The following is a 20893-nucleotide window of genomic DNA, read 5'->3' as shown; positions in this document are numbered from 1 at the left end:
CTACTCACATGCAACCAGTAACCTGGGAGAAAATGTAAAAACCGGAAGAAAAATCGTCTAAAAGGCGGTAAAGGTTATGAACGGGGTAAAAACACGAAAGCGATTCAGGTCAAGTTTCATTGCTATTGCAATCAAATATATAACGGCCGGATCAATTAATAAAAAAAAACTACGTAAGAATAATCTTTAACAGTCTGAAAATAAATAATATGTAAATATTATTATATTTCATGTTTTTAAATAACCGTGGCGGATATACGTAAAACAAGAAGCCTCTGCCATATACTGGCAGAGGCTTCTTATATAAAAAAGGATTAAAGGCTTGTATTAGATGAACCGTGGTTTCAGTTCATTGGCCAGGGTCACCATTTTCTTCAGGCCGTCTTCCGGCAGGTTCCCTTTTTTGAATTCGCCCAGCACGTCTGGCAGGCGTACCTGCATTTCGTTCAGGAAGGCTTCTTCAAAAGCGCGTACTTGTTTAACCGGCACATCACGCAGCAGACCGTTGGTACCGAGGTAGATGATAGCAACTTGTTTTTCTACTGCCAGTGGGCTGAACTGAGCTTGTTTCAGGATTTCCACGTTACGGGCGCCTTTATCGATAACTGCTTTGGTAGCAGCGTCCAGGTCACCACCGAATTTGGAGAAGGCCTCCATTTCGCGGTATTGAGCCTGATCGAGTTTCAGGGTACCGGATACTTTTTTCATGGATTTGATCTGTGCATTACCACCCACACGGCTAACGGAGATACCTACGTTGATCGCAGGACGTACACCGGCGTTGAACAGGTTACCTTCCAGGAAGATCTGACCATCGGTGATGGAGATTACGTTGGTCGGGATATAAGCAGATACGTCAGATGCCTGTGTTTCGATGATCGGCAATGCAGTGAGGGAACCACCACCTTTTACCAGGTGTTTGATAGACTCAGGCAGGTCGTTCATGTTTCTGGCGATTTCATCGTTGTTGATGATTTTCGCTGCACGTTCCAGCAGACGGCTGTGCAGGTAGAATACGTCACCAGGATAAGCTTCACGGCCGGGAGGACGTTTCAGCAGCAGGGACACCTCACGGTATGCAACGGCCTGTTTGGACAGGTCATCGTATACGATCAGGGCAGGGCGGCCGCTATCACGGAAGAACTCACCGATAGCAGCACCGGCGAACGGAGCGTAGAACTGCAGCGGAGCAGGCTCAGATGCAGAAGCAGCTACGATCACAGTATAAGCCATAGCGCCGGCTTCCTGTAACGTTTTCATTACACCCGCAACAGTAGATGCTTTCTGACCTACCGCTACGTATATGCAATACACAGGTTTACCTGCGTCATAAAATTCTTTCTGGTTGATGATCGTGTCAATACAGATGGCAGTTTTACCAGTCTGACGGTCACCAATCACCAGCTCACGCTGACCACGGCCGATAGGAATCATCGCATCGATCGCTTTGATACCAGTCTGCATAGGTTCTTTTACCGGTTCGCGGAACAATACACCCGGAGCTTTACGTTCCAGCGGCATTTCATACAGTTCGCCGGTAACAGGGCCTTTACCATCAATTGGTGTACCCAGTGTATTTACCACACGGCCTACCAGTCCTTCGCCCACGTTAATGGAAGCGATTTTACCGGTACGACGTACTTTATCACCTTCTTTGATATCCTGAGACTCACCCATCAATACCACACCTACGTTGTCTTCTTCCAGGTTCAATGCAATCGCTTTTACGCCATTGCCAAATTCAACCAGTTCACCATAACCTACATTACCGAGACCGTAAATGCGGGCGATACCATCACCCACCGACAATACTGTACCTACCTCTTCGAGATCGGCAGAAGCATTGAAGTTGCTTAACTGCTGGCGTAATATCGCCGAAATTTCATCAGGTTTAATATCAACCATAATTATGCTTTTAAAAAAAGTCGTTAAAAAAGTTAGTATAACGACAACAGCTTTGCGTGTACGCAGCGGCTGCTGTTTTCACTTAACGTATCGCGGATACGTAAATATTCTGACTGAATTGTTTTTTAATATCGTGCAGGTCGCGTGCTACGGAAGCATCGAACAGGTTGTCGTTGGTTTCGAGTACGAAACCGCCGATCAGGTCTGCATTCACGGAAGTTTCCAGCTGTACCTGCTGGGGTATTTCGCTGGCCACTTTCTGACGGATCGCTTCCAGCGTAGCGCTGTCCAGCGGTACTGCCGAAGTGATCTTCACGGTGGCGATATTTTTAATCACGTTGAACTGGCGGGTGTATTCCACTGCTATTTCAGGCAGGAAAGCTTCACGCGCCTTGTTGATCAACAGGTTGATAAAAGCCAGCGTTGTAGCGCCTACACGGCCTTCCAGGATGGCGGCCATGATTTTTTGCTTTTTATCAGCCTTAATGATCGGGCTTTTCAGCAAATTCACCACATCGCGGTTGGACTTCACCAGTTGCTGCAGGAACAGCATGTCGTTCTGCACCGCTTCCAGCTGGCCCTTTTCCTGAACCAGGTCAATCAATGATTTCGCATACCTTGATGCTAAACGGGGATTCTGCATATATGCTTATAACTTTAAGCCATCAGCCTCCGGCAAATACCGGAGGCCAATAGTTAATATCTTAGTTCAATTTAATTTCTCCGGCCAGTTGTTTTACATAAGATTCCTGTGCTGATTTATCAGCCAGTTCTCTTCTCAGCACTTTTTCAGCCACTTCAATCACCAGTGTACCTACCTGGTTTTTCACATCCGTTAACGCAGCCAGTTTCTGGTTTTCGATAGCGGTGTAAGCTTCGGAGATGATTTTTTTAGCTTCAGCCTGAGCCTGCGCTTTCGCTTCGCCAATAATCGCGTCTTTCGCTTCTTTAGCTTCTTTCAGGATTTTGCTTCTTTCAGCTTTCGCTTCAGCCAGCACATGTTCATGTTCTGCTTTCATCTGCGCCATCTCTTCTTTAACCCTTTCGGCAGAGGCAATGGAATCTGCAATAGAACCTTCCCTTTCTTTCAAAACAGCCAGAATCGGAGTCCAGGCAAATTTTTTCAGAATCAGGAAAACGATGATGAAAATGACAAATGAAATAAGGAACAACCCTAACGCGGGGAGCAACAGATCCATGTTATAATGATTTATTGATTTTCGATTTTTTGATTTTTTGATTTGAGACTAGCGAATTTTTGAGTTCGATTAAAAAATCAAAAAATCAATACATCCCAAAATCAGAATTACTGCATCCATTGCCCTGTGCGCCGGATGCAGTAAAAAGTTTGGCTTACAGAACTACCGCCAGCAGACCAGCGATTACACCGAAGAGGGCAACACCCTCAACCAGCGCAGCAGCCAGGATCATGTTTGCACGGATGTCGTTAGCAGCTTCTGGTTGACGAGCGATAGACTCCAGAGCGCTCTTACCAATGTTACCTACACCAATACCAGCAGCGATAGCAGCGATACCAGCACCAACAGCACCACCAGCTTTAGCTAAACCAGATGCAGCAGCAGCCTGCAATAAAACAGTCAAAAGTGCCATAATGAATATGTATTTGTATTTAAGAAATTACAGAATTAATTAGTGGTGGTCATCATGCGCACCTTCCATCGCCTGGCCGATAAATACCGCTGTCAGGTTGGCAAAAATGAACGCCTGGATAAACGCTACCAGCAACTCCAGCATCATCATAACAATGTTGAAGGCAATGGTAATCGGCAGGAAGCCATAACCAGCCGCCTTGCTCAATGATCCAAATATGAACACCAGGGAAATAATACTCAAAATGATAATGTGACCCGCCAGGATGTTGGCAAACAACCTGATCGCCAGTGACACAGGCTTGGTAATCACGCCAATCAGCTCTACCGGAGCCAGGATGATTTTCACACCGAAAGGTACCGGAGGGTTAAAAATGTGACCCCAGAAATGTTTGTTGGTGGAGAACATGGTAGCCAGGAAGCTGATAACTGCCAGCGCCGCTGTAACAGCAATGTTGCCGGTTACGTTCGCAGATCCGGGCAACAGACCCAACAGGTTGTTGATCAGGATAAAGAAGAATATAGTCAGGATAAACGGTGTAAACTTCTCCGCTTTTTTACCAGGAATGTTGGGCTTGGCTACCTCGTCACGCATGAAGAGAATCACCGGCTCAATCAGGTTCTGGAAACCTTTAGGCGCCTTTTTGGAACCACGTACCTTGTAAGCTTTCGCTACGTTCAGCATAATGATCACCAGCAGAATAGCTGCAATCAGCATGGAAGAAACATTCTTGGTCATGGAAAAATCGTAGATCTTCTCCCCTGTAGGCATACCGTTCGCATCTACTGCGATAACGGAACCTTCCCTGAAATTAGCCGGATCCAGCCCTTTTTCATGGAAAAAGTGGGCGTTCGCGATCTGATAACCATCGTACGCCTCGTGTCCATGATGGAAATGAGACGCAGAAAATACAGAAAGACCACGTGAAGGGCTATAAATGATAACCGGCAGCGGCACAGTATAGTGGCTGTCGCCAATGCTGAAAAAGTGCCAGTCATAGGCATCTTTAACGTGACCGAGAATTACTTCCTTAGCATCAAATTTTTTTGGCTCTTCTGCAGCTGCTGCCTCAGAAGAATGCGCTTCTGTTGCATGTTCTGCGCCTTCTGCAGGAGCTGCAAAAGAAAAATTACCAAAACCGTGAAGGCCTAAAACCATCACAAGTGCTACCACTCTGTGTTTGAACTTACTGAAAGAAATCACCGTTTTCTGAAATTTTGCGCAAAGATAAACGTTTTTAACTCAAAAATTCAGCGACTATGCAAAAAATGATGGATATATTGTAAATATATTGATAATCAGCAGCTTAAATAGTCGCCAAAGGGAATTATAATCCCCCGAAAAAAACATAAAAAAGGCAGATCTCTGAGTGATCTGCCATATATATTTTTTTATTATTTATTATCAGCCTGACGGCCTCTGCAATCCCGCCGCAGTACCTATACCTTGTTGGCATTGAATTGCATACTGTGCAGCTTGTAATAAAAGCCTTCCAGCTTCAATAACTCCTCATGCGTACCCATCTCCCTGATCTCTCCCTTGTCCAACACGATAATTTTGTCCGCTTTACTGATGGTGGACAAACGATGGGCAATAATTACCGCGGTCCGGTCTGCTATCAGCTTGTCAATGGCCTGCTGAATCATATACTCCGATTCGGTGTCTACAGAGGAGGTCGCCTCATCCAGCACCAGGATAGCCGGATTGTACAATAAAGCCCGTACAAAGGAAATTAACTGCCGCTGCCCTAAAGACAGGGTACTGCCCCGCTCCATCACCTGGTAATCATAGCCGCCGGGCAACTGCATCACAAAATCATGTATCCCGATCAACCTGGAAGCCTCCTCCACCTGCTCCCGGCTAATAGCCTTGTTGTGCAGGGTAATATTGTCGTAGATAGATCCGGCAAACAGGAACACATCCTGCAATACCACCCCTATCCTGCTACGCAGCGCCTCCAGCGAATACGACGGCAGATCAATACCGTCAATTTTGATACTACCCTTCTGGATCTCGTACAACCGGTTCAGGATACTGATAATGGTGGTCTTCCCGGAACCGGTATGCCCTACAATGGCGATCGTATCGCCGGGGTTGGCCTGGAAAGTAACATCCTTCAACACATACCGGTCATCTACATAAGCAAAGGATACATGATCAAAGGTAATGGCGCCCTTCATCTGCTCTCCCTTCTCCTGGCCCCGGTCCGGAATGTAATCCTGGTTGTCCAGTACCTTAAACACCCGCTCACTGGCTACCATCCCCATCTGCAGGGTATTGAACTTATCGGCCAGCATCCGCAGCGGACGGAACAGCATATTCAGGTACATGATAAACGCAATCATCACCCCCTGGGTCACTTCATAGTTCAGCACCTTGTTGGAACCCCACCATACCATCAACCCCAGCGAAATAGCCAGGATAATTTCCACCACCGGGAAAAACACGGAATAAGCGAAAATAGCATCGATATTGGCTTTGCGGTGCTCTTTATTGATCTGTTTAAACCGGGCGGATTCCCGCTTTTCCGAGGTAAACGCCTGTACTACCACCATACCGGTTAAATGCTCCTGCACAAAAGCATTGAGCGCCGATACGGCGTTACGTACCCGGTAAAAGGACTTGTTCACACTCTCCTTAAACACATACGTGGCAAAAATCAGGATCGGGAAAGGTGACAGGCTTACCAGTGTCAAACGCCAGTCTTCTATAAACATCACCACCAGAATGGCAACAATGGTCAACAGATCGGAAACAATGGAGATAATACCTTCTGAAAACACGTCGTTGATGGCTTCAATGTCATTCACGGTACGGGTTGTCAGTGTTCCGATCGGCGTTTTATCAAAAAACGCCAGGTTTAAATGCACGATCTTCCTGTATACCGTTACCCGCAAATCTTTTACCACCGACTGTCCCAGCCAGTTGGTGAGATAAGAGAAGTAAAACCGTACTACCGATTCTACCAGCAATAAGCCGATCTGCAGAATAGTGACGGTGACCAGCATACGCATGAGCTGGTTGGCGATGTATTTGTCTACGGTAACCTGTATCAGATAGGGCCTCAGCGGAGAGATCACTGCGAAGATCACCGTCATGATCATAGACAGGTACAGTGCCCGCTTGTAAGGCGCCGCGAATGTGAAGATGCGTCGCAGTAAACTGAAATCAAATACTTTCTTTACGGCCAGATTTTCCAAGGGAATTACGGTTTAAGCTAAACTATATAACAAACCTACCAAAATATTCAGGGATTTCTTGATTTACGGTTTTTTGATTTCGGGGATGATAAAAAAGCGAAGACCAAAGCGATTCCTATTTAGGGATTTTTTGATTTACGATTTTTTGATTTTGGGGATGATAAAAAGCGAAGACCAAAGCGATTCCTATTCAGGGATTTTTTGATTTACGATTTTTTGATTTTGGGGATGATAAAAAAGCGAAGACCAAAGCGATTCCTATTCAGGGATTTTTTGATTTACGATTTTTTGATTTTGGGGATGATAAAAAAGCGAAGACCAAAGCGATTCCTATTTAGGGATTTTTTGATTTACGATTTTTTGATTTTGGGGATGATAAAAAAGCGAAGACCAAAGCGATTCATTTACCCGCTTTGGTCTTCGCCTTCTATCCCCGAAATCAAAAAATCGTAAATCAAAAAATCCCTAAATTATTTCATGATCTGGCGGTAAGCCTTGATGAAGATAGCACCCAGGTTTTTGTGCGGTGGCACATAGTCGCTGAACAGCTCCCTGTTACGGGCATCGGGGGCAAATTTTTTGGCCAGCTGCGCCCACATCACTACCCAGTCCACATTCTTACCGGAACGTACCACATCTTCCAGGCTGTGGATAATTGGTTCGTTCACAAAACGGGTACCTACCTGTTTGGAGGAAATGATATGCGCCTCCGGTGATTTTTCCAGTACGGTGGCCAGGTTATGATATCCGCCACAGGAGCCCAGCACTACGATCTTGGCAGAACTTTGCAGGTTGTCCAGCGTAGTATTGATATGATAACTGTGACCACGGTGAATGAAGATGGTCGGGTGAATATCGTTTTCATCGAGGTATTCAGACAACCGCTGAATGGCTTCTTTATCGCCGGGTTCATCTATCGGCAGATTGGCGTAGATGGTGGTAGGCTTGCCTTTCAGGGAAGTGATGGTGATCCAGTATTTGTTTTTCACGGATTTCCAGTCGGCAGACGGGAAGTTGCTCATAAAGCTGGCAAAAGATTCCTGTCCGTCTTTATCACCATAGAAAAACACCTGCTGATACACGCGGCCGCTATCGCTTTGAAGGGTGTTGAAACCAACGTAGTTGATCGGCGGCAATGACAGTTCAGCAGCAATATCAGTGGCTTTGGATGAATCGTTCTCCCCTTTGGCGGATTCTGTTTCGAACAGGCTGCTCAGCAATTGGTAGATAACAGTACCTCTTCTGTCGTTATGTTTTTTCACATAGACCAGGTTCTTTTTCACCTCTGCCCGGAGGAAGTTGAGCAGCTTCTCGTCGCGGATACTGCCAAAGGAGTTGGCCACGTCCACGGCATCTTCCAGGTCTTCAGTTTTCTCCAGGTTCTGCACATATTTCTGCATCAGGTAGTTGGAGTTTTCCGGCGCCATAGATTTCAGGAAATTGTCCAGGGTATTGAAACCGGCAGCCATGGCAATGAATTTCTTAAAGCGGTCGAAGTTGACCATCATCAGCAAACTATCGCCGCGCGGAGGTTTCATGCGTATCATCATCTGGTCGTATAAACCAGCGTTGTTATGGTTGGTATAGCTGGAGGTATACAGTTCTTCCTGACCGTTGATGATCAGGTAGTATAGTTCTTCCGGTGTAAAGTCCTTCACGATACGAAAACGTACCGGGGCAGATTCTTCGTGCAGGTCGTTCACTTCGCGGATATACAGCAGTGATTTGGCCTGCATATTTTCCATCATCGCCTTCATCCCGAAAGGATTGTGGCCTTCGGCTTTCATTTTCTGCAGCGCGATCATGGACTTCACCATCTGTTTGTAGTAGGCGTAGTCGTTATCTACGATTTTCTCCAGCTTCTCCACGGTGGTGGAGCCATCCATCAGCTGATCGATGAAAGGCAGGATCTTGGTGCTTTGGGGAGATTGTCCGATGCGGACGATCAGTTGCACGATAGGGTCCTGGTTTCTTTTGATCACATTGGCCATGGGCGTATAGGAAGTAGCGTAGGTCAATACCTGGTTAGGATATTTACGTGCTACTGCCGCAATAATGGAATCGGTGCCCGGGTAGTTGAGGTATTCCTGCAGTTTAGGCATCACCGTTTCCAGGTTGTTAAAGGCGTATTTGGAGAACACTTCGCCCCTGGCGGCTTTATAGCCGGGGTTATCGTGAAAGATTTCTATAATACGTTCAGACCCTTCAAAGGAAAGGGTTTTAACATACGGTTCAATGCTTTTTCCTTTGATATCGGCCCGCATCATGTTACGATAGGCAGTGATCATCGCTGGCGCCTCTTCCGGCTCGATGCGGTGACGGGCTCTTTTCAGGTTGTAATCCCGGAGAACAGTATAAAGACCAGTGAGGTATTTTACTTTGAGACGGTGATCCAAGGCTGAATCCCGTTCTATTTCCATTTGCATGTCGTCCACTTCCTTCATGATGGCGTTGGTCACCTGCAGGTTAATGGTTTGATCATCGGACACTTTCACCATATCATCCGCCTTACCGTCGAATTTGGAGGCAGCTGCCTGTTCTTTGTCGATGTTGTCATGGAGCCCCTGTCTGTTGATAGGTATCTGTATATGACCGCTTTGTGCGTGGACCCACGTGCTTTGAGAAGCAGCGAGCAATAACAGCAATAGAATTTTTCTCATTGTAGATGTACTTTTCACTCGGACCAGATAGCAAATTTACAACCAAATTATCATAGCTGGACACCTGTCCCCTTTAATGAATCAAAATCATAAATATATAAATATCAAAATTAGGACATATCACCCTCTAAGGGATTTCTCTGTACCTTTGCGGGAATGTCATGTGAATCCGGATGGTACTGAATTAACAATTTCATAATGTTAACTTTCCATTAATCACGGAACCGGCTTTATAATTTTGTGCCGTCTTTTTAAAAGCAAATTTTTATGGTAGACCAAGCGGTTGCAGGAAAAATACTGGTAGTAGATGATGAGCTGGACATACTGGAAATCATCAGCTACAATCTCAAAACGGCGGGTTACGAGACCGTAACAGCCAAAGACGGCAGCGAGGCTATTCAGAAAGCGAAAATATTCCGCCCCGACCTCATTATGTTGGACATCATGATGCCCAACAAAAACGGTATCGACACCTGTCGTGAACTCAGAAAAATTCCTGACTTCAAAGATACCATGGTGCTATTCCTCACAGCGCTCAATGATGAAAAATCTGAAATTGATGGTTTAAACATGGGCGCCGATGATTACATCGCCAAGCCTATCAAACCTAAATTACTGGTAAGCCGTATCAATGCTTTGTTCCGTCGTCTGCACAAGGCAGAAGAAACAACGGTGCAACTGGGCGACCTCATTATTGACCGGGAAAAATTCACGGTTACTTACAAAGGCCAGGAAATTATTCTCGCTAAAAAGGAATTTGAACTGCTGCAGTTACTCGCCTCTAAACCAGGCCGCGTATTCCTGCGCAACGAAATCCTGAACCAGGTATGGGGCACAGAAGTGATTGTAGGTGACCGTACCATCGACGTACATATCCGTAAAATCCGGCAGAAAATAGGCATCGACCTGATCACCACCGTGAAAGGCGTAGGCTATAAATTTGAAATGTAATACGGAGACCTCTCCCCGATAAAACACCAACGGAAACCACATTTCCTGCACCAGAACTATTGTTAACCGTGATGCTATGGGCGGGCGGCGAATGGCTTTTTTATGGCAAGAAAGAAATTTACAGTAATTTCCCATTATTATACCAATTACTCACTCTGGAGTATGTTTAAAGCTAAAAACCTGTCCCCGCAGAAGCTCGCGGGATTTACCGCCCTCATCCTCTCAGCCATTATTGCGCTGGGCAGCATGCTGGTAGATGGCAGCTGGCAAGTAACGCTGGCCGCCTTTGTTCTCACCTTCCTGGTGTCTTACTATCTCTATCTCTACACGCTGCAGAACTTTATCTACCGGAAGATCAAACTCATTTATAAGTTTATCTATCAGACAAAAGCTTCTAAAAGAGAAGAGTTTTTCCAGAAAAATATTCTTCCGCTGAAAACTATTGAAGAAGTAAGTGAAGATGTGGAAAAATGGGCCAGCCAGAAAAGGGAAGAACTGGAAAACCTCCGTCGCAACGAAGCCTTCCGTAAGGAGTTCCTGCTCAACCTCTCCCATGAGCTGAAAACGCCCATCTTCGCGGTACAGGGCTATATCCATACGCTGCTGGACGGCGCCCTGGAAGATCCTGCGGTGAACAAAATGTTCCTGAAAAACGCGACTAAAAATATTGACCGTCTTTGCCGCCTCCTCGATGACCTCGACGAGATCTCCAAACTGGAAAGCGGTGAAATGACCATCAACGCGGAAACCTTTGTGATACAGGACCTGGTGAAAGACGTGTTTGACACGCTGTCCCTGAAAGCCAATACCAAAGGCATCAAATTCAATATTAAAAAAGGTTGTGAAGCACCCATCCCCGTACTGGCCGACAAAGAAAAAATCCGCCAGGTACTGATCAACCTGGTAGACAATTCCATTAAATACGGTAAACCCGATGGTCACACCGTGGCCAGCATCTACAACATGGATGGTAAAAGAGTACTGGTGGAAATATCAGACGATGGTATTGGTATGGCAGAAGAACATCTGCCCCGCGTGTTTGAACGTTTCTACCGTACCGACCGCGCCCGCAGCCGCGACATCGGCGGCACCGGTCTGGGCCTCGCTATCGTAAAACACATCGTGGAAGCACACGATCAGTCTATTACCGTTCGCAGTAAACCGGAAATCGGCAGCACTTTCGGCTTCACTATGGAAGCCGGTAAGGAGTCTATGTTGTAGGACTAAAACCGGTATTGCATCCTGCAGGTCAGCACATTGTCCTTGAGGTCGGAAGTGTAACCGGGGAGATTCGTGCTTTCATTTTTCACCCAATCATAATACACCATAAATTTCAGGTGCTCGTTGGCATAGTAAAGATATCCCAGGCCCCACGTGTTATAGCGTATATCCGCCGGCGTGAGACCGGTACCCGGCGCTATCTCTTTCCCGCTTACGTTTCTATTGGGATCATACCAGTCGTATTTCACCACTACCTGATGTTTCTCGTTGCCCAGGTGCTGAATGAAATACAGATAGGCGCCGTCAAAAGGCCGGATGTATAACGGTAATCTTTTTCCCTGCGCATCTGTCGGGATAACGCCCGGTGTTTCGGTGGTAGCCGCGGTAGCAGTCTGGGAACCACGGATATACTCCACCCGGAATTGGGTATACCCTTTCTTTGGTCCGTTCGGAATTTTCAACTGCACATCTGCCCCGTAATAGTGACGGGGTGCAATCTTTCCCACATTCAGGTCGTTGGAGTCCAGCACAAATGTTTTCTGACCGTTCGCCGTACCCATGCGGTAAATGGAAGGGGTAAACTGCTGCATGCCGCCGTACAATACAGATGCACCGGCAGACAATATCCATTTGTTGCGCTTAAACTGGTAGGGTTTCATGGCAATACGGGCAATCAGATCTTTATGACTATCAAAATCCGTGGTAGCGGTAAGTCCCTGACCGTTGAACAAACCAACATCAATTTTCAGGTAACGCAGCGGATGGTCTTTACCACGGGGTTCAAAAGATATCATAGCGCCCAGGTCACGCTCTGTTTTCATCAGTATCTGCGACATGCGTCCACGCTCCGGTGTTTCACGATCGCCCGATGACAGGTTTACCTCATACCCGAAAGGCCGTGCAAACATCCCGCCCACCAGGGAAAAGAGGTTGAATTTTGTATCAAATACCCGTCCGTAGAAATCGCGGATAAACACGCCCCTTTCGGTACCGTCAAACTGGAAGGCAAACTGCACCACCGGCATGTCTGCGTGGTTGTAAAGCTCATAGTCCATCCGGATACGGCCCCGGCGCAAGGTGAAACGGTTGTCCACGGCATTGGGGAAATCGCCGCCGGCATAACTGCTGATACCTTTGCCTTGCGCCATCTGGTACTGGGGTTGGATATATCCGCTGAAACGCAGTGCATCGTACTTATGGTACATGGAAATCATCCCTTTTCCCAGTTCTGTGGTAGTATCAATCATATCCATGAGAAACTGGGCCTTTACTGCCGTAAAGGAGCTCAACAATACTGCCGTGAGCAGCAAAGATCTGAACAGTCGCATCTGCGCAAAAAATTTGCGCAAAAGTAGGGTTTTCAACGAGATATTTGCAGAAAGGCCCTATAAACCGTTTTTTAGCCTGATCCCGATACCCGTTAATCCCTCGTTAATCCGCAGCGCTTCCGGGCAGAAAACGGGTCCAAAGGACTAAATTGAAGGTGGATTATGTCACTTATGAAAACAGTTACCCAGGAGTACTGGGCATGGAAAGTCCAACTGGCCATTGCCTATGCCCACAACAATTCCCTCAGAGAAATCAATCTGCAAACGGTAGCAGATATGCTCTCCGTTTCCAAAGACAACTTTTCGCATAAATTTTCCCGGCTGATGGGTGAGCCATACGCCCGGTATGTAAAACGTACCCGGTTGGAGGCAGGCGTAGGATACCTTCGCCATAGCAACTTTTCTATCACCGAGATCAGCGAAAAATGCCAATACTCCAATGAATCATTTTCCAAAGCTATCAGGGGGTGGTTTAACACCAGTCCAACCGGGCTCCGTAACCGGGAATACATGCCGGCAGAGCTGTACACCCTGGAACAAACCAGGATTGCCACCGCTTCCCAACAGGATTTCCCCGAACACTTCAACATGGAAAACACGGTTGACTGCCGGCTGCCTGCGTGTACACTTTACTACAAAATACTTCCCAGTGGCAACGACCCGGTAAAAGGCATGGTGGTATCGATGGCACGCTACTCCCGGCAACTCCGCGATCTTATTCCGGAACTGGCCATGGAAGATGCCCGTATCATTACCGGCACGCTGGATGTGGTGCCCGTTACCACCTACGACCGGATGATGATGTATGTAGGGCTGCTGTTACCCCACACACCGGCGAATATGATGGCGCATTACCGGATGCTGACAGCATACCAGGAAGCCTATGGCCTGGTAGGCAGGGAAATCGAGGAAGGTCACTATAAAAAACTGAAAGTCCCGCTCAGCTTTGCTGACGCGGGACTTCCCATGTATAAATTCATTAATGCTAATTGCCGGGTGGGACACTTTTATATGCGGACCAACCACTTCTTTATTTCGCTGCCTGAGCCGAGTGTATCGGAAATCTACATTCCCGTTTAGCTATTTGGTTATTTAGTTATTTGATTATTTAAAGAACGCTTGGGCATCCTTTAAATAATCAAATAACTAAATATTAAAATTGGAAATAGATCGGAATCATCGGTTGGGTGCTCTTCACCTGTACCAGCAGCCAGATAAACACCACCATCACCACCACGCAGCCTATTACCGGCATGCGGCCCAATACGCCGGCCATCTTCAGCTCTGCTTTGGCTGGCAGGAAGTGCAGCACAAAACCCAGTATCATTACCCAGAACACGGCAGTATAACCTGCATACAGTTCCATAAAAATATTCGGCTGGAAGTCGTACGCAATCTGGTGTATGAGCGACCACGCATCATGGAAGGTAGCTGCTTTAAAGAATATCCAGCAGAAACATACAAAGTGGAAAGTGAGCAGTATACCGCCAACTTTCAGCAGGTTAGCCTGCCAGCCGGTGACCACCGTTTTCCTTTTTTTCTGGCGATCAATGCGCACCTTGTCAATAGCCAGGGCAGTACCATGCAGGCCACCCCAGAAGATGAAATTCCAGCTGGCGCCATGCCAGAAACCACCGATCAGCATAGTCAGCGCCAGGTTCACATATTGACGCACCTTACCCTTACGGTTACCGCCCAACGGGATATACAGGTAATCGCGCAACCAACTGGACAGGGAAATGTGCCAGCGGCGCCAGAACTCTGTAATAGAAGCACTCTGGTAAGGCGAATCGAAGTTCGGTGGAATTTTGAAGCCGGTCCACCGGGCAATACCAATGGCCATATCCGAATAACCCGAGAAATCGCAATAGATTACTAACGCGTATCCATATACGCCCAACAGGCACTCCAGTCCGGTATGTTTGCTGGGATCGTCAAAAATATACTGTACAAAATTCTGATAGATAAAGTCGGAGATCACGATCTTCTTAAATAAACCACCTACGATCAGGGCCATGCCTTTACCAATATCTTCACCGTTCAACCGGTATGGCTGGTGTATCTGCGGGATAAAATCGGCGGCACGCACAATGGGGCCCATCATCAGTTTCGGGAAGAAGGACAGGAAAAACAGGTAATCCATGAAACGGTTTACCGGCTTAATTTCTCCCCGGTAAACATCGATCGTATAACTCAGGTTTTCAAAAGTATAGAACGAGATACCAATGGGCAGCAACAGGTGCAATGGTGTGATATGCCCGTTGGTGACATCATTGATAATACCGATAAAGAAGTCTGTGTACTTAAAATAGAACAGCAGCCCTATATTCAGCAGTATACTGAATATCAGCAATGATTTTTTAACCTGCTGACTGGTGGTATTATAAATCCACCGCGACAGGTTAAAGTCCACGATGGCCGATAGTACCACCAAGCCTACATAAAACCCGCAGGCTTTGTAAAAGAAGTAAAGGGAGAAGAGGGTGTACACCCACACCCGGCCTTGCTGGCTGCGGCTTACCGCGAGGTAACACAACAGGAAGACAGCAAAAAAATAGAAGAAGAAGGCACTGTTAAACAGTACCGGGTCTGATGGGTTGTACAACAGCTGAGACAGCAGCTTATTAACGTCGATCATCCGAATTGACTTGGTTTTTCTTTTTTACCTGTAAATATTGACTGTAGGACTGTTGCAGTGCTTCATACAGCAACTGTCCCTGTAACTGGTATCCTCTTACATTAAAGTGAATATGATCCGGGGCCCATGCACCTGAAAACCGGCTGGATTCCGCTCTATTAACGGCGTTAAAATTCCAGCAGGCGATACCGTGTTGCCGCGCATATCCTGTAATCTGTTGCGTTACCATTGCAATGTAAGGATTGGGATAATACGAGGTGGTATAGTAGGTGTGGTATTTTTTCTTGCCGACTTTTTTACGGACTGCTTTTTTCACGGCCCGCATACAGTCGGGGGGTGTGGTAAGCAGGATGCTGGCCGATGGTAGCTGTTCGCGTACAAGCGTAACTGTTTTATCGATTTCATCGCGGAAAGCCAGCGGGTCGAAGCGGCCATAGGCTTCATTGGTGCCCAGGGAGATGATCACCAGCCGGGGCTTCAGTACCGCCATTTGTGCGATCAGGATGCTGTTAAGATCGTTATAATGCTGGTACATGGCGCCATTGATACCTACACTGTGATACAGCACGCCATTGCGGCCGTTGAACAGTACTGCCCCATAAAAGCGGAAAGGCAGGCTTCCTGTATTCTCCCAGCGTACCTGGAAGTTCTGGGACGTTTGCAGGAAATCGAGGGTAGCCATTTTGATGGTAGGTGTACCGGGAAATGGCATGCCGGTTATTTTTATGTCTGTCGCATCAGGACAAACGATGGTGTTGTTGTCAGTAGCGGCGTCGTAGAACAGCTGTACTTTCCGGAAGTTGTTATCCATTGCCGCGTCCTGTTTCCCGGTAAAAGAGAGGGTTGGCGCCGGCGCCTGTGTCTGGATGGCGATAGCGCCGGGGCCCAGTACAGGTGGTTTATAGCGGTCAATCACTCTTTCAGCCGTCCAGCGGGCGGTACTGTTCCAGCGGTAGTCTTCCGGTCCGTTGGTACCGGCCAGGTTGTACGGGAAAACATATCCTCTGCCGGCGTAGCCGAACTGCTGCTGTAGTAAAGCAGCCGTAGTAAAAGGATAAGAGCCTGCCTGTACATGGGAGTCACCCAGATGAAGTATGGATACCACGTTACTGTCTGCATGATGCAGCGCACTAAATGCACGGTACAGGGCCGTATCCTGTTGGATCATATTGGCCTGCGGTTGTGCATAGGTGACTAAGGTGGTAAACAGCAGTGCCAGCACTGCTACGATACTTTTTCTAGTGTTTTTCTCCCTGGCTGTAATCATTCATGATAGCTTTATACAGCAGCGCCCCCACTTTGGCCGCTCCCTGTCGGTTAAGGTGTGTATAGTCTTTGTTGGCAAGTACAGTATCGCCTTCTACCCATTTTACCATAGAGCCCTGACCGCCCATAGCAGCATACAGGTTCCAGTAAGCCGTACCGTAGGTAGTAGCCAGGTCGTGCTGCACTTTCAGCAGTGCTTCAACGCCCGGCGCTGTAATATAATGATCTCCTTTTCTGTAGGATTTGTCGGCCGTGCCGATGATGAGGAAAGCTGTTCCCGGCATGTCTTTACGCAGGGAGTCCACCACTTTTTTCATGGGTCTTTCGTACCAGCTATAGTCCGTGAGTTCCGGACGGAACAATACGTTGGCGCCATAGTGGAGTACCACCAGATCGTAGGGGCGTTCCTGTTGCATGTGGCGGATCATGTCGGCAGACAGGTGTCCGAGCTCTACGCCGCTGATACCGCGGAAAGAGTAGTTATCCACATACACGCCGTTATCGGTTTCAAAACAAACGCCGTAGAGCGGTGCTGCCGGGCTGCCGCCATATTTGATGGTAAGAGAAGCCGCGCCGGTATCCTGGCGCAGGTCCAGCCTGTTCACGGGTGCGTTGCCGGAAAGAGTGTATGATTTATCGTTGATGTCTATTGATGTGGAACCAGCAGGGCCATACAACAGGGATATCTCGTCGAACTTATCGAGGCGGGGCTTTTTCACCGGTGTGTACTTGATCCAGCTGCTACCGCCCGGGTAGAAGGTATGGCCGGAAAGGCCGAGTACAATATTGGAAGGGGGGGAATTTTTATAGTGATAATCTTTCCAGTCACGCGAGAAAGTGTGCGTGATGGTAGTTCGGAAGCTGGCCACTACCGAGGTGATGGGAACAAATCCAACACCAGCACCGCCGAAATGGGCTTGCAGGCTATCGCGCAGGTCAGTGGTGATGAGGTCGCCTTCGATCATGGAATCGCCGAAGTAGGCGATGCGGACCTTTTTACGGGTACCGGCTTTGAGTTCTTTAAGGGCGTTGACAAAGCGGTCGAGGCCGGCGTTGCTATCCCCTGATTCCGGGGAGGCATAGTTCAGGATACCCTGGTACGACATGTAGTCATACACCGCATCCGGGTTAACCGGTGTTCCTTCCGGTGTTTTACCGGCAGCCGCTGCAGTAGAGTCGGCATGAGAACGCTTACTGCCACCTTTCGTAGCAGTAAGCGTTCCGTTATCTTTATCTTTTCCCGGGGTGGACGATCGCAGTTCTGACAGCATGTCCAGTTTCCGGAATTGAAAATCTCTGAATGAAAAACTAAAGTTGAGCTGGGATATAATCACCAGACACACCATTGATCCTACAATAATGTAAAAAGGATAGGCAGACTTATTTTCGCCAGGCATATTTTTGAGTCGATTAGCACACTCACTGGTCGTCGGTTGTTGGCGGCAAGCCTACGGTTAACCAGGAAGCGCTCCGTGCCAGGCTATCACTATCCATTCCTTCGTCCAGTTTATATAGTTTGTAACGGTTAATAATGGCAGTCACTCTTCTGATCCATTCATGGCCGGCAGAGGAATAGCCGCTGTGATTCATATGTTTGAGCCACACTGCGAATTCGGGGTTACCTTTCAGTTGGCTGAACCATTTTTTTCTGGCGAGAACATCCACAAAATGCTCGTAAGACGCTACTGCGGAAGCATATTGTTTGTACCTGGATTTAGTACCAGGAGATGTTTTGGAAAGATTGTTTTTTCCAACAATACCAAAGTGGTTGTTGAGCAATTTAGCATTTCTGCTGGTACCGGTGCCGGATTCGAGCATGGCTACCCCGAGGATAACGCTGGCTGGAATGCCGGTTTCCTGCATAAGTTCTACAGATACCGGTTTAAATTTCTTCAGATAATTACTCGTGGACTGTTGAGCATACCCAACATTGCTGAGCATCAGCAATAAAAGCACCGCACATACCCATACTAACCGTTTGAAGCAGGTGGTGATTACCTTTCTCATAGGAGTATTCTTTGTTACAGGTGAAAGATTGTTGTTTGTTTTCAGCATCATTACTTACCTCACATATCAACGATGATCACACATCACACCGCAATATTACTTTAAAAAATTAAATAATACGTTCTTTCTTCTACTAGCCTTATCTTCGTCGTTAATTTCTTGTTAAAAAAAATTGTCCCTATATTTAGCATCAATCCCCTTTGATGCGGCAAAAGCGCCATACCAAAGGGGATTTTTTCGCGTTTAAGCTCCGCTTTATTGCAAAGATTATGCCGGTAATTGTTTTACCAGGCTGATCCTTAATTCATCTAATTGGGCCTGATCCAGTTCTCCGGGAGCGTCCATCATTACATCGCGGCCGTGGTTGTTTTTCGGGAACGCGATGAAGTCACGGATACTCTCACTACCGCCTAAAAGCGAGCACAAGCGATCAAATCCGAAGGCGATACCACCATGAGGCGGCGCACCATATTCAAAAGCTCCCAGCAGGAAGCCAAATTTGCGTTCTGCTTCTTCCGGTGACATACCCAGTGCAGCGAACATTTTCTGCTGCAGATCACGCTGGAAAATACGGATAGAGCCACCTCCTACTTCAGTACCATTCAACACAATATCGTATGCGTTTGCCTTGATTTTAGCGTATTGGGACCTGTCGTCCATCAGGGCAATCTGCTCTGGCTTCGGTGCGGTGAATGGATGGTGACGGGCTACCCAGCGGTTTTCCTCTTCTGCATATTCAAACAGCGGGAAGTCTATCACCCACAACGGTTTATACACGTCTTTATTGCGGAAGCCCAGGCGCTCGCCCATTTCCAGGCGCAACTCACTCATGGCCTTGCGGGTACGTTCTTCTTTGCCAGCCAGCACCAGGATCAGATCTCCCGGTTTAGCCTGACATTTTTGCGCCCACAATTTCAGTTGTTCTTCATTAAAGAATTTATCAACCGAGCTCTTCAGGGTACCATCTATGTTGTATTTAACATAGATGAGCCCGCTCATACCGATTTGCGGTCTTTTCACCCATTCTGTCAGCTCATCGGTTTGTTTGCGGGTATATTCGGAGCAACCGGGCGCAGCAATAGCCACCACTAACTCGGCCTCATCAAATACCTTAAAGCCTTTCTCTTTTACAATATCGTTCAGATTAGCCAGCTTCATGTCGAAACGGATATCCGGCTTATCGTTGCCGTAATATTCCATGGCGTCGTCCCAGGTCATCCGGGGGAAATCGCCTTCCAGCTCAATGCCTTTGACCTCTTTGAAGATATATTTGGTCATACCTTCAAAAATATTCAGTACATCTTCCTGTTCTACAAAGCTCATTTCGCAGTCGATCTGGGTAAACTCCGGCTGGCGGTCGGCCCTCAGATCCTCATCGCGGAAACATTTTACGATCTGGTAGTACCGGTCATAACCACTCACCATTAACAATTGTTTAAATGTCTGTGGAGATTGTGGCAAACCGTAGAACTGGTTAGGGTTCATACGGCTGGGTACTACGAAGTCGCGGGCGCCTTCCGGTGTAGAGTTGATCAGAAACGGTGTTTCTATATCAATGAAATTCCTGGTATGCAGGTAGTTACGTGCGGCACGGCCAACCTGGTAACGCAGTTCAAGGTTCTGTCTCACCGCATTACGGCGGAGATCGAGATAACGGTATTTCATCCGCAGTTCATCCCCTCCGTCCGTGTCGTCGGAAATGGTGAAAGGCGGTGTTTTCGCCGCATTGAGAATTTTATAATCTGTCACCGTGATCTCAATATCGCCGGTGGGGATGTTTTTGTTTTTACTGGTACGCTCTGTCACCTTGCCAGTCACCTGTACGACAAACTCACGGCCAAGGGGTTGTGCATCCAGCTTATCATTCAGGCTTTCGTTGAATAACAGCTGTGTGATACCATAACGGTCCCGCAGATCAAAGAAATTGATGCTGCCAAATTTTCTGACTGTTTGTATCCATCCGGCCAGCGTTACTTCCTGACCTACCTGCTCCATCCTTAACTCCCCGCAAGTGTGCGTCCTATACATGCGTATAAAATTGATTTTTAATGTTTTATGGTTGAATTCCCTTTGGGATTGCTGTCACTGATCAGCTGTTCAGCCATA

The 20893-nt window shown here is 47.3% G+C and carries 16 protein-coding genes; 3 read left to right on the top strand and 13 right to left on the bottom strand.

The genetic code is table 11. The features are described 5' to 3' along the window. Positions 1 to 327: 327 nt before the first annotated feature. From atpA to ICL07_RS26370, 7 genes are all read right to left on the bottom strand, one after another. A complete protein-coding gene (gene atpA, locus ICL07_RS26400; RefSeq protein ID WP_188091053.1) occupies positions 328 to 1905 on the bottom strand; it encodes a F0F1 ATP synthase subunit alpha in 1578 nt (525 codons plus the stop codon). 82 nt (positions 1906 to 1987) lie between these two features. Next, positions 1988 to 2548, bottom strand: a complete 561-nt coding sequence (gene atpH / locus ICL07_RS26395; protein WP_188091052.1) for an ATP synthase F1 subunit delta — start codon at positions 2546 to 2548, stop codon at positions 1988 to 1990. Positions 2549 to 2609: 61 nt separating this feature from the next. Beyond that, positions 2610 to 3104 carry a F0F1 ATP synthase subunit B gene (gene atpF / locus ICL07_RS26390; protein WP_188091051.1) on the bottom strand — a complete coding sequence of 165 codons (495 nt, stop codon included), beginning with the start codon at positions 3102 to 3104 and terminating at the stop codon, positions 2610 to 2612. Between the two features lie 154 nt (positions 3105 to 3258). After that, a complete protein-coding gene (gene atpE / locus ICL07_RS26385) occupies positions 3259 to 3516 on the bottom strand; it encodes an ATP synthase F0 subunit C (protein WP_078670146.1) in 258 nt (85 codons plus the stop codon). A gap of 39 nt (positions 3517 to 3555) precedes the next feature. Further along, on the bottom strand, positions 3556 to 4719 hold the full coding sequence (gene atpB, locus ICL07_RS26380) for a F0F1 ATP synthase subunit A (protein ID WP_188091050.1): 1164 nt from the start codon (positions 4717 to 4719) through the stop codon (positions 3556 to 3558). 236 nt (positions 4720 to 4955) lie between these two features. Continuing rightward, positions 4956 to 6716, bottom strand: coding sequence for an ABC transporter ATP-binding protein (locus tag ICL07_RS26375; RefSeq protein WP_188091049.1), 1761 nt, complete (start codon positions 6714 to 6716; stop codon positions 4956 to 4958). A 470-nt stretch (positions 6717 to 7186) separates the two neighbouring features. Next, positions 7187 to 9376, bottom strand: a complete 2190-nt coding sequence (locus tag ICL07_RS26370) for a hypothetical protein (RefSeq protein WP_188091048.1) — start codon at positions 9374 to 9376, stop codon at positions 7187 to 7189. 267 nt (positions 9377 to 9643) lie between these two features. Between ICL07_RS26370 and ICL07_RS26365 the strand changes: the two genes are divergently transcribed. Further along, positions 9644 to 10327 carry a response regulator transcription factor gene (locus ICL07_RS26365; RefSeq protein WP_168807594.1) on the top strand — a complete coding sequence of 228 codons (684 nt, stop codon included), beginning with the start codon at positions 9644 to 9646 and terminating at the stop codon, positions 10325 to 10327. 102 nt (positions 10328 to 10429) lie between these two features. Then, positions 10430 to 11548: a sensor histidine kinase gene (locus tag ICL07_RS26360; RefSeq protein ID WP_246485172.1), complete on the top strand. Its 1119-nt coding sequence runs from the start codon at positions 10430 to 10432 to the stop codon at positions 11546 to 11548. A 2-nt stretch (positions 11549 to 11550) separates the two neighbouring features. On the opposite strand, the gene ICL07_RS26355 is transcribed toward ICL07_RS26360, so the two are convergent. Beyond that, entirely contained in the window at positions 11551 to 12876 is a 1326-nt protein-coding gene (locus ICL07_RS26355; RefSeq protein ID WP_223152108.1) for a porin, read from the bottom strand. 171 nt (positions 12877 to 13047) lie between these two features. Here ICL07_RS26355 and ICL07_RS26350 point away from each other — a divergent pair, with 171 nt between their 5' ends. Then, complete coding sequence (locus ICL07_RS26350; protein WP_188091047.1) at positions 13048 to 13956, top strand: helix-turn-helix transcriptional regulator; 909 nt, start codon at positions 13048 to 13050, stop codon at positions 13954 to 13956. Positions 13957 to 14029: 73 nt separating this feature from the next. Here the strand turns inward: ICL07_RS26350 and ICL07_RS26345 are convergent, their stop codons facing one another. From ICL07_RS26345 to aspS, 5 genes are all read right to left on the bottom strand, one after another. Next, entirely contained in the window at positions 14030 to 15514 is a 1485-nt protein-coding gene (locus ICL07_RS26345) for an MBOAT family O-acyltransferase (protein ID WP_188091046.1), read from the bottom strand. Then, a complete protein-coding gene (locus ICL07_RS26340; RefSeq protein ID WP_188091045.1) occupies positions 15501 to 16781 on the bottom strand; it encodes a GDSL-type esterase/lipase family protein in 1281 nt (426 codons plus the stop codon). Before ICL07_RS26340 ends, ICL07_RS26345 begins: the two co-directional genes overlap by 14 nt. Further along, positions 16753 to 18177, bottom strand: coding sequence for an SGNH/GDSL hydrolase family protein (locus ICL07_RS26335; protein WP_223152107.1), 1425 nt, complete (start codon positions 18175 to 18177; stop codon positions 16753 to 16755). The genes ICL07_RS26340 and ICL07_RS26335 overlap by 29 nt, the downstream gene beginning before the upstream one ends. 22 nt (positions 18178 to 18199) lie before the next feature. Beyond that, a complete protein-coding gene (locus tag ICL07_RS26330; protein ID WP_188091043.1) occupies positions 18200 to 18787 on the bottom strand; it encodes a glucosaminidase domain-containing protein in 588 nt (195 codons plus the stop codon). A 267-nt stretch (positions 18788 to 19054) separates the two neighbouring features. After that, entirely contained in the window at positions 19055 to 20815 is a 1761-nt protein-coding gene (aspS, locus tag ICL07_RS26325) for an aspartate--tRNA ligase (RefSeq protein ID WP_188091042.1), read from the bottom strand. Between the last annotated feature and the right edge of the window lie 78 nt (positions 20816 to 20893).

The organism is Chitinophaga qingshengii, from assembly GCF_014529935.1.
Taxonomy (GTDB): domain Bacteria; phylum Bacteroidota; class Bacteroidia; order Chitinophagales; family Chitinophagaceae; genus Chitinophaga; species Chitinophaga qingshengii.
The sequence above is the reverse complement of the archived record's forward strand: the minus strand, read 5'-3'. Positions and strand labels throughout refer to the sequence as shown.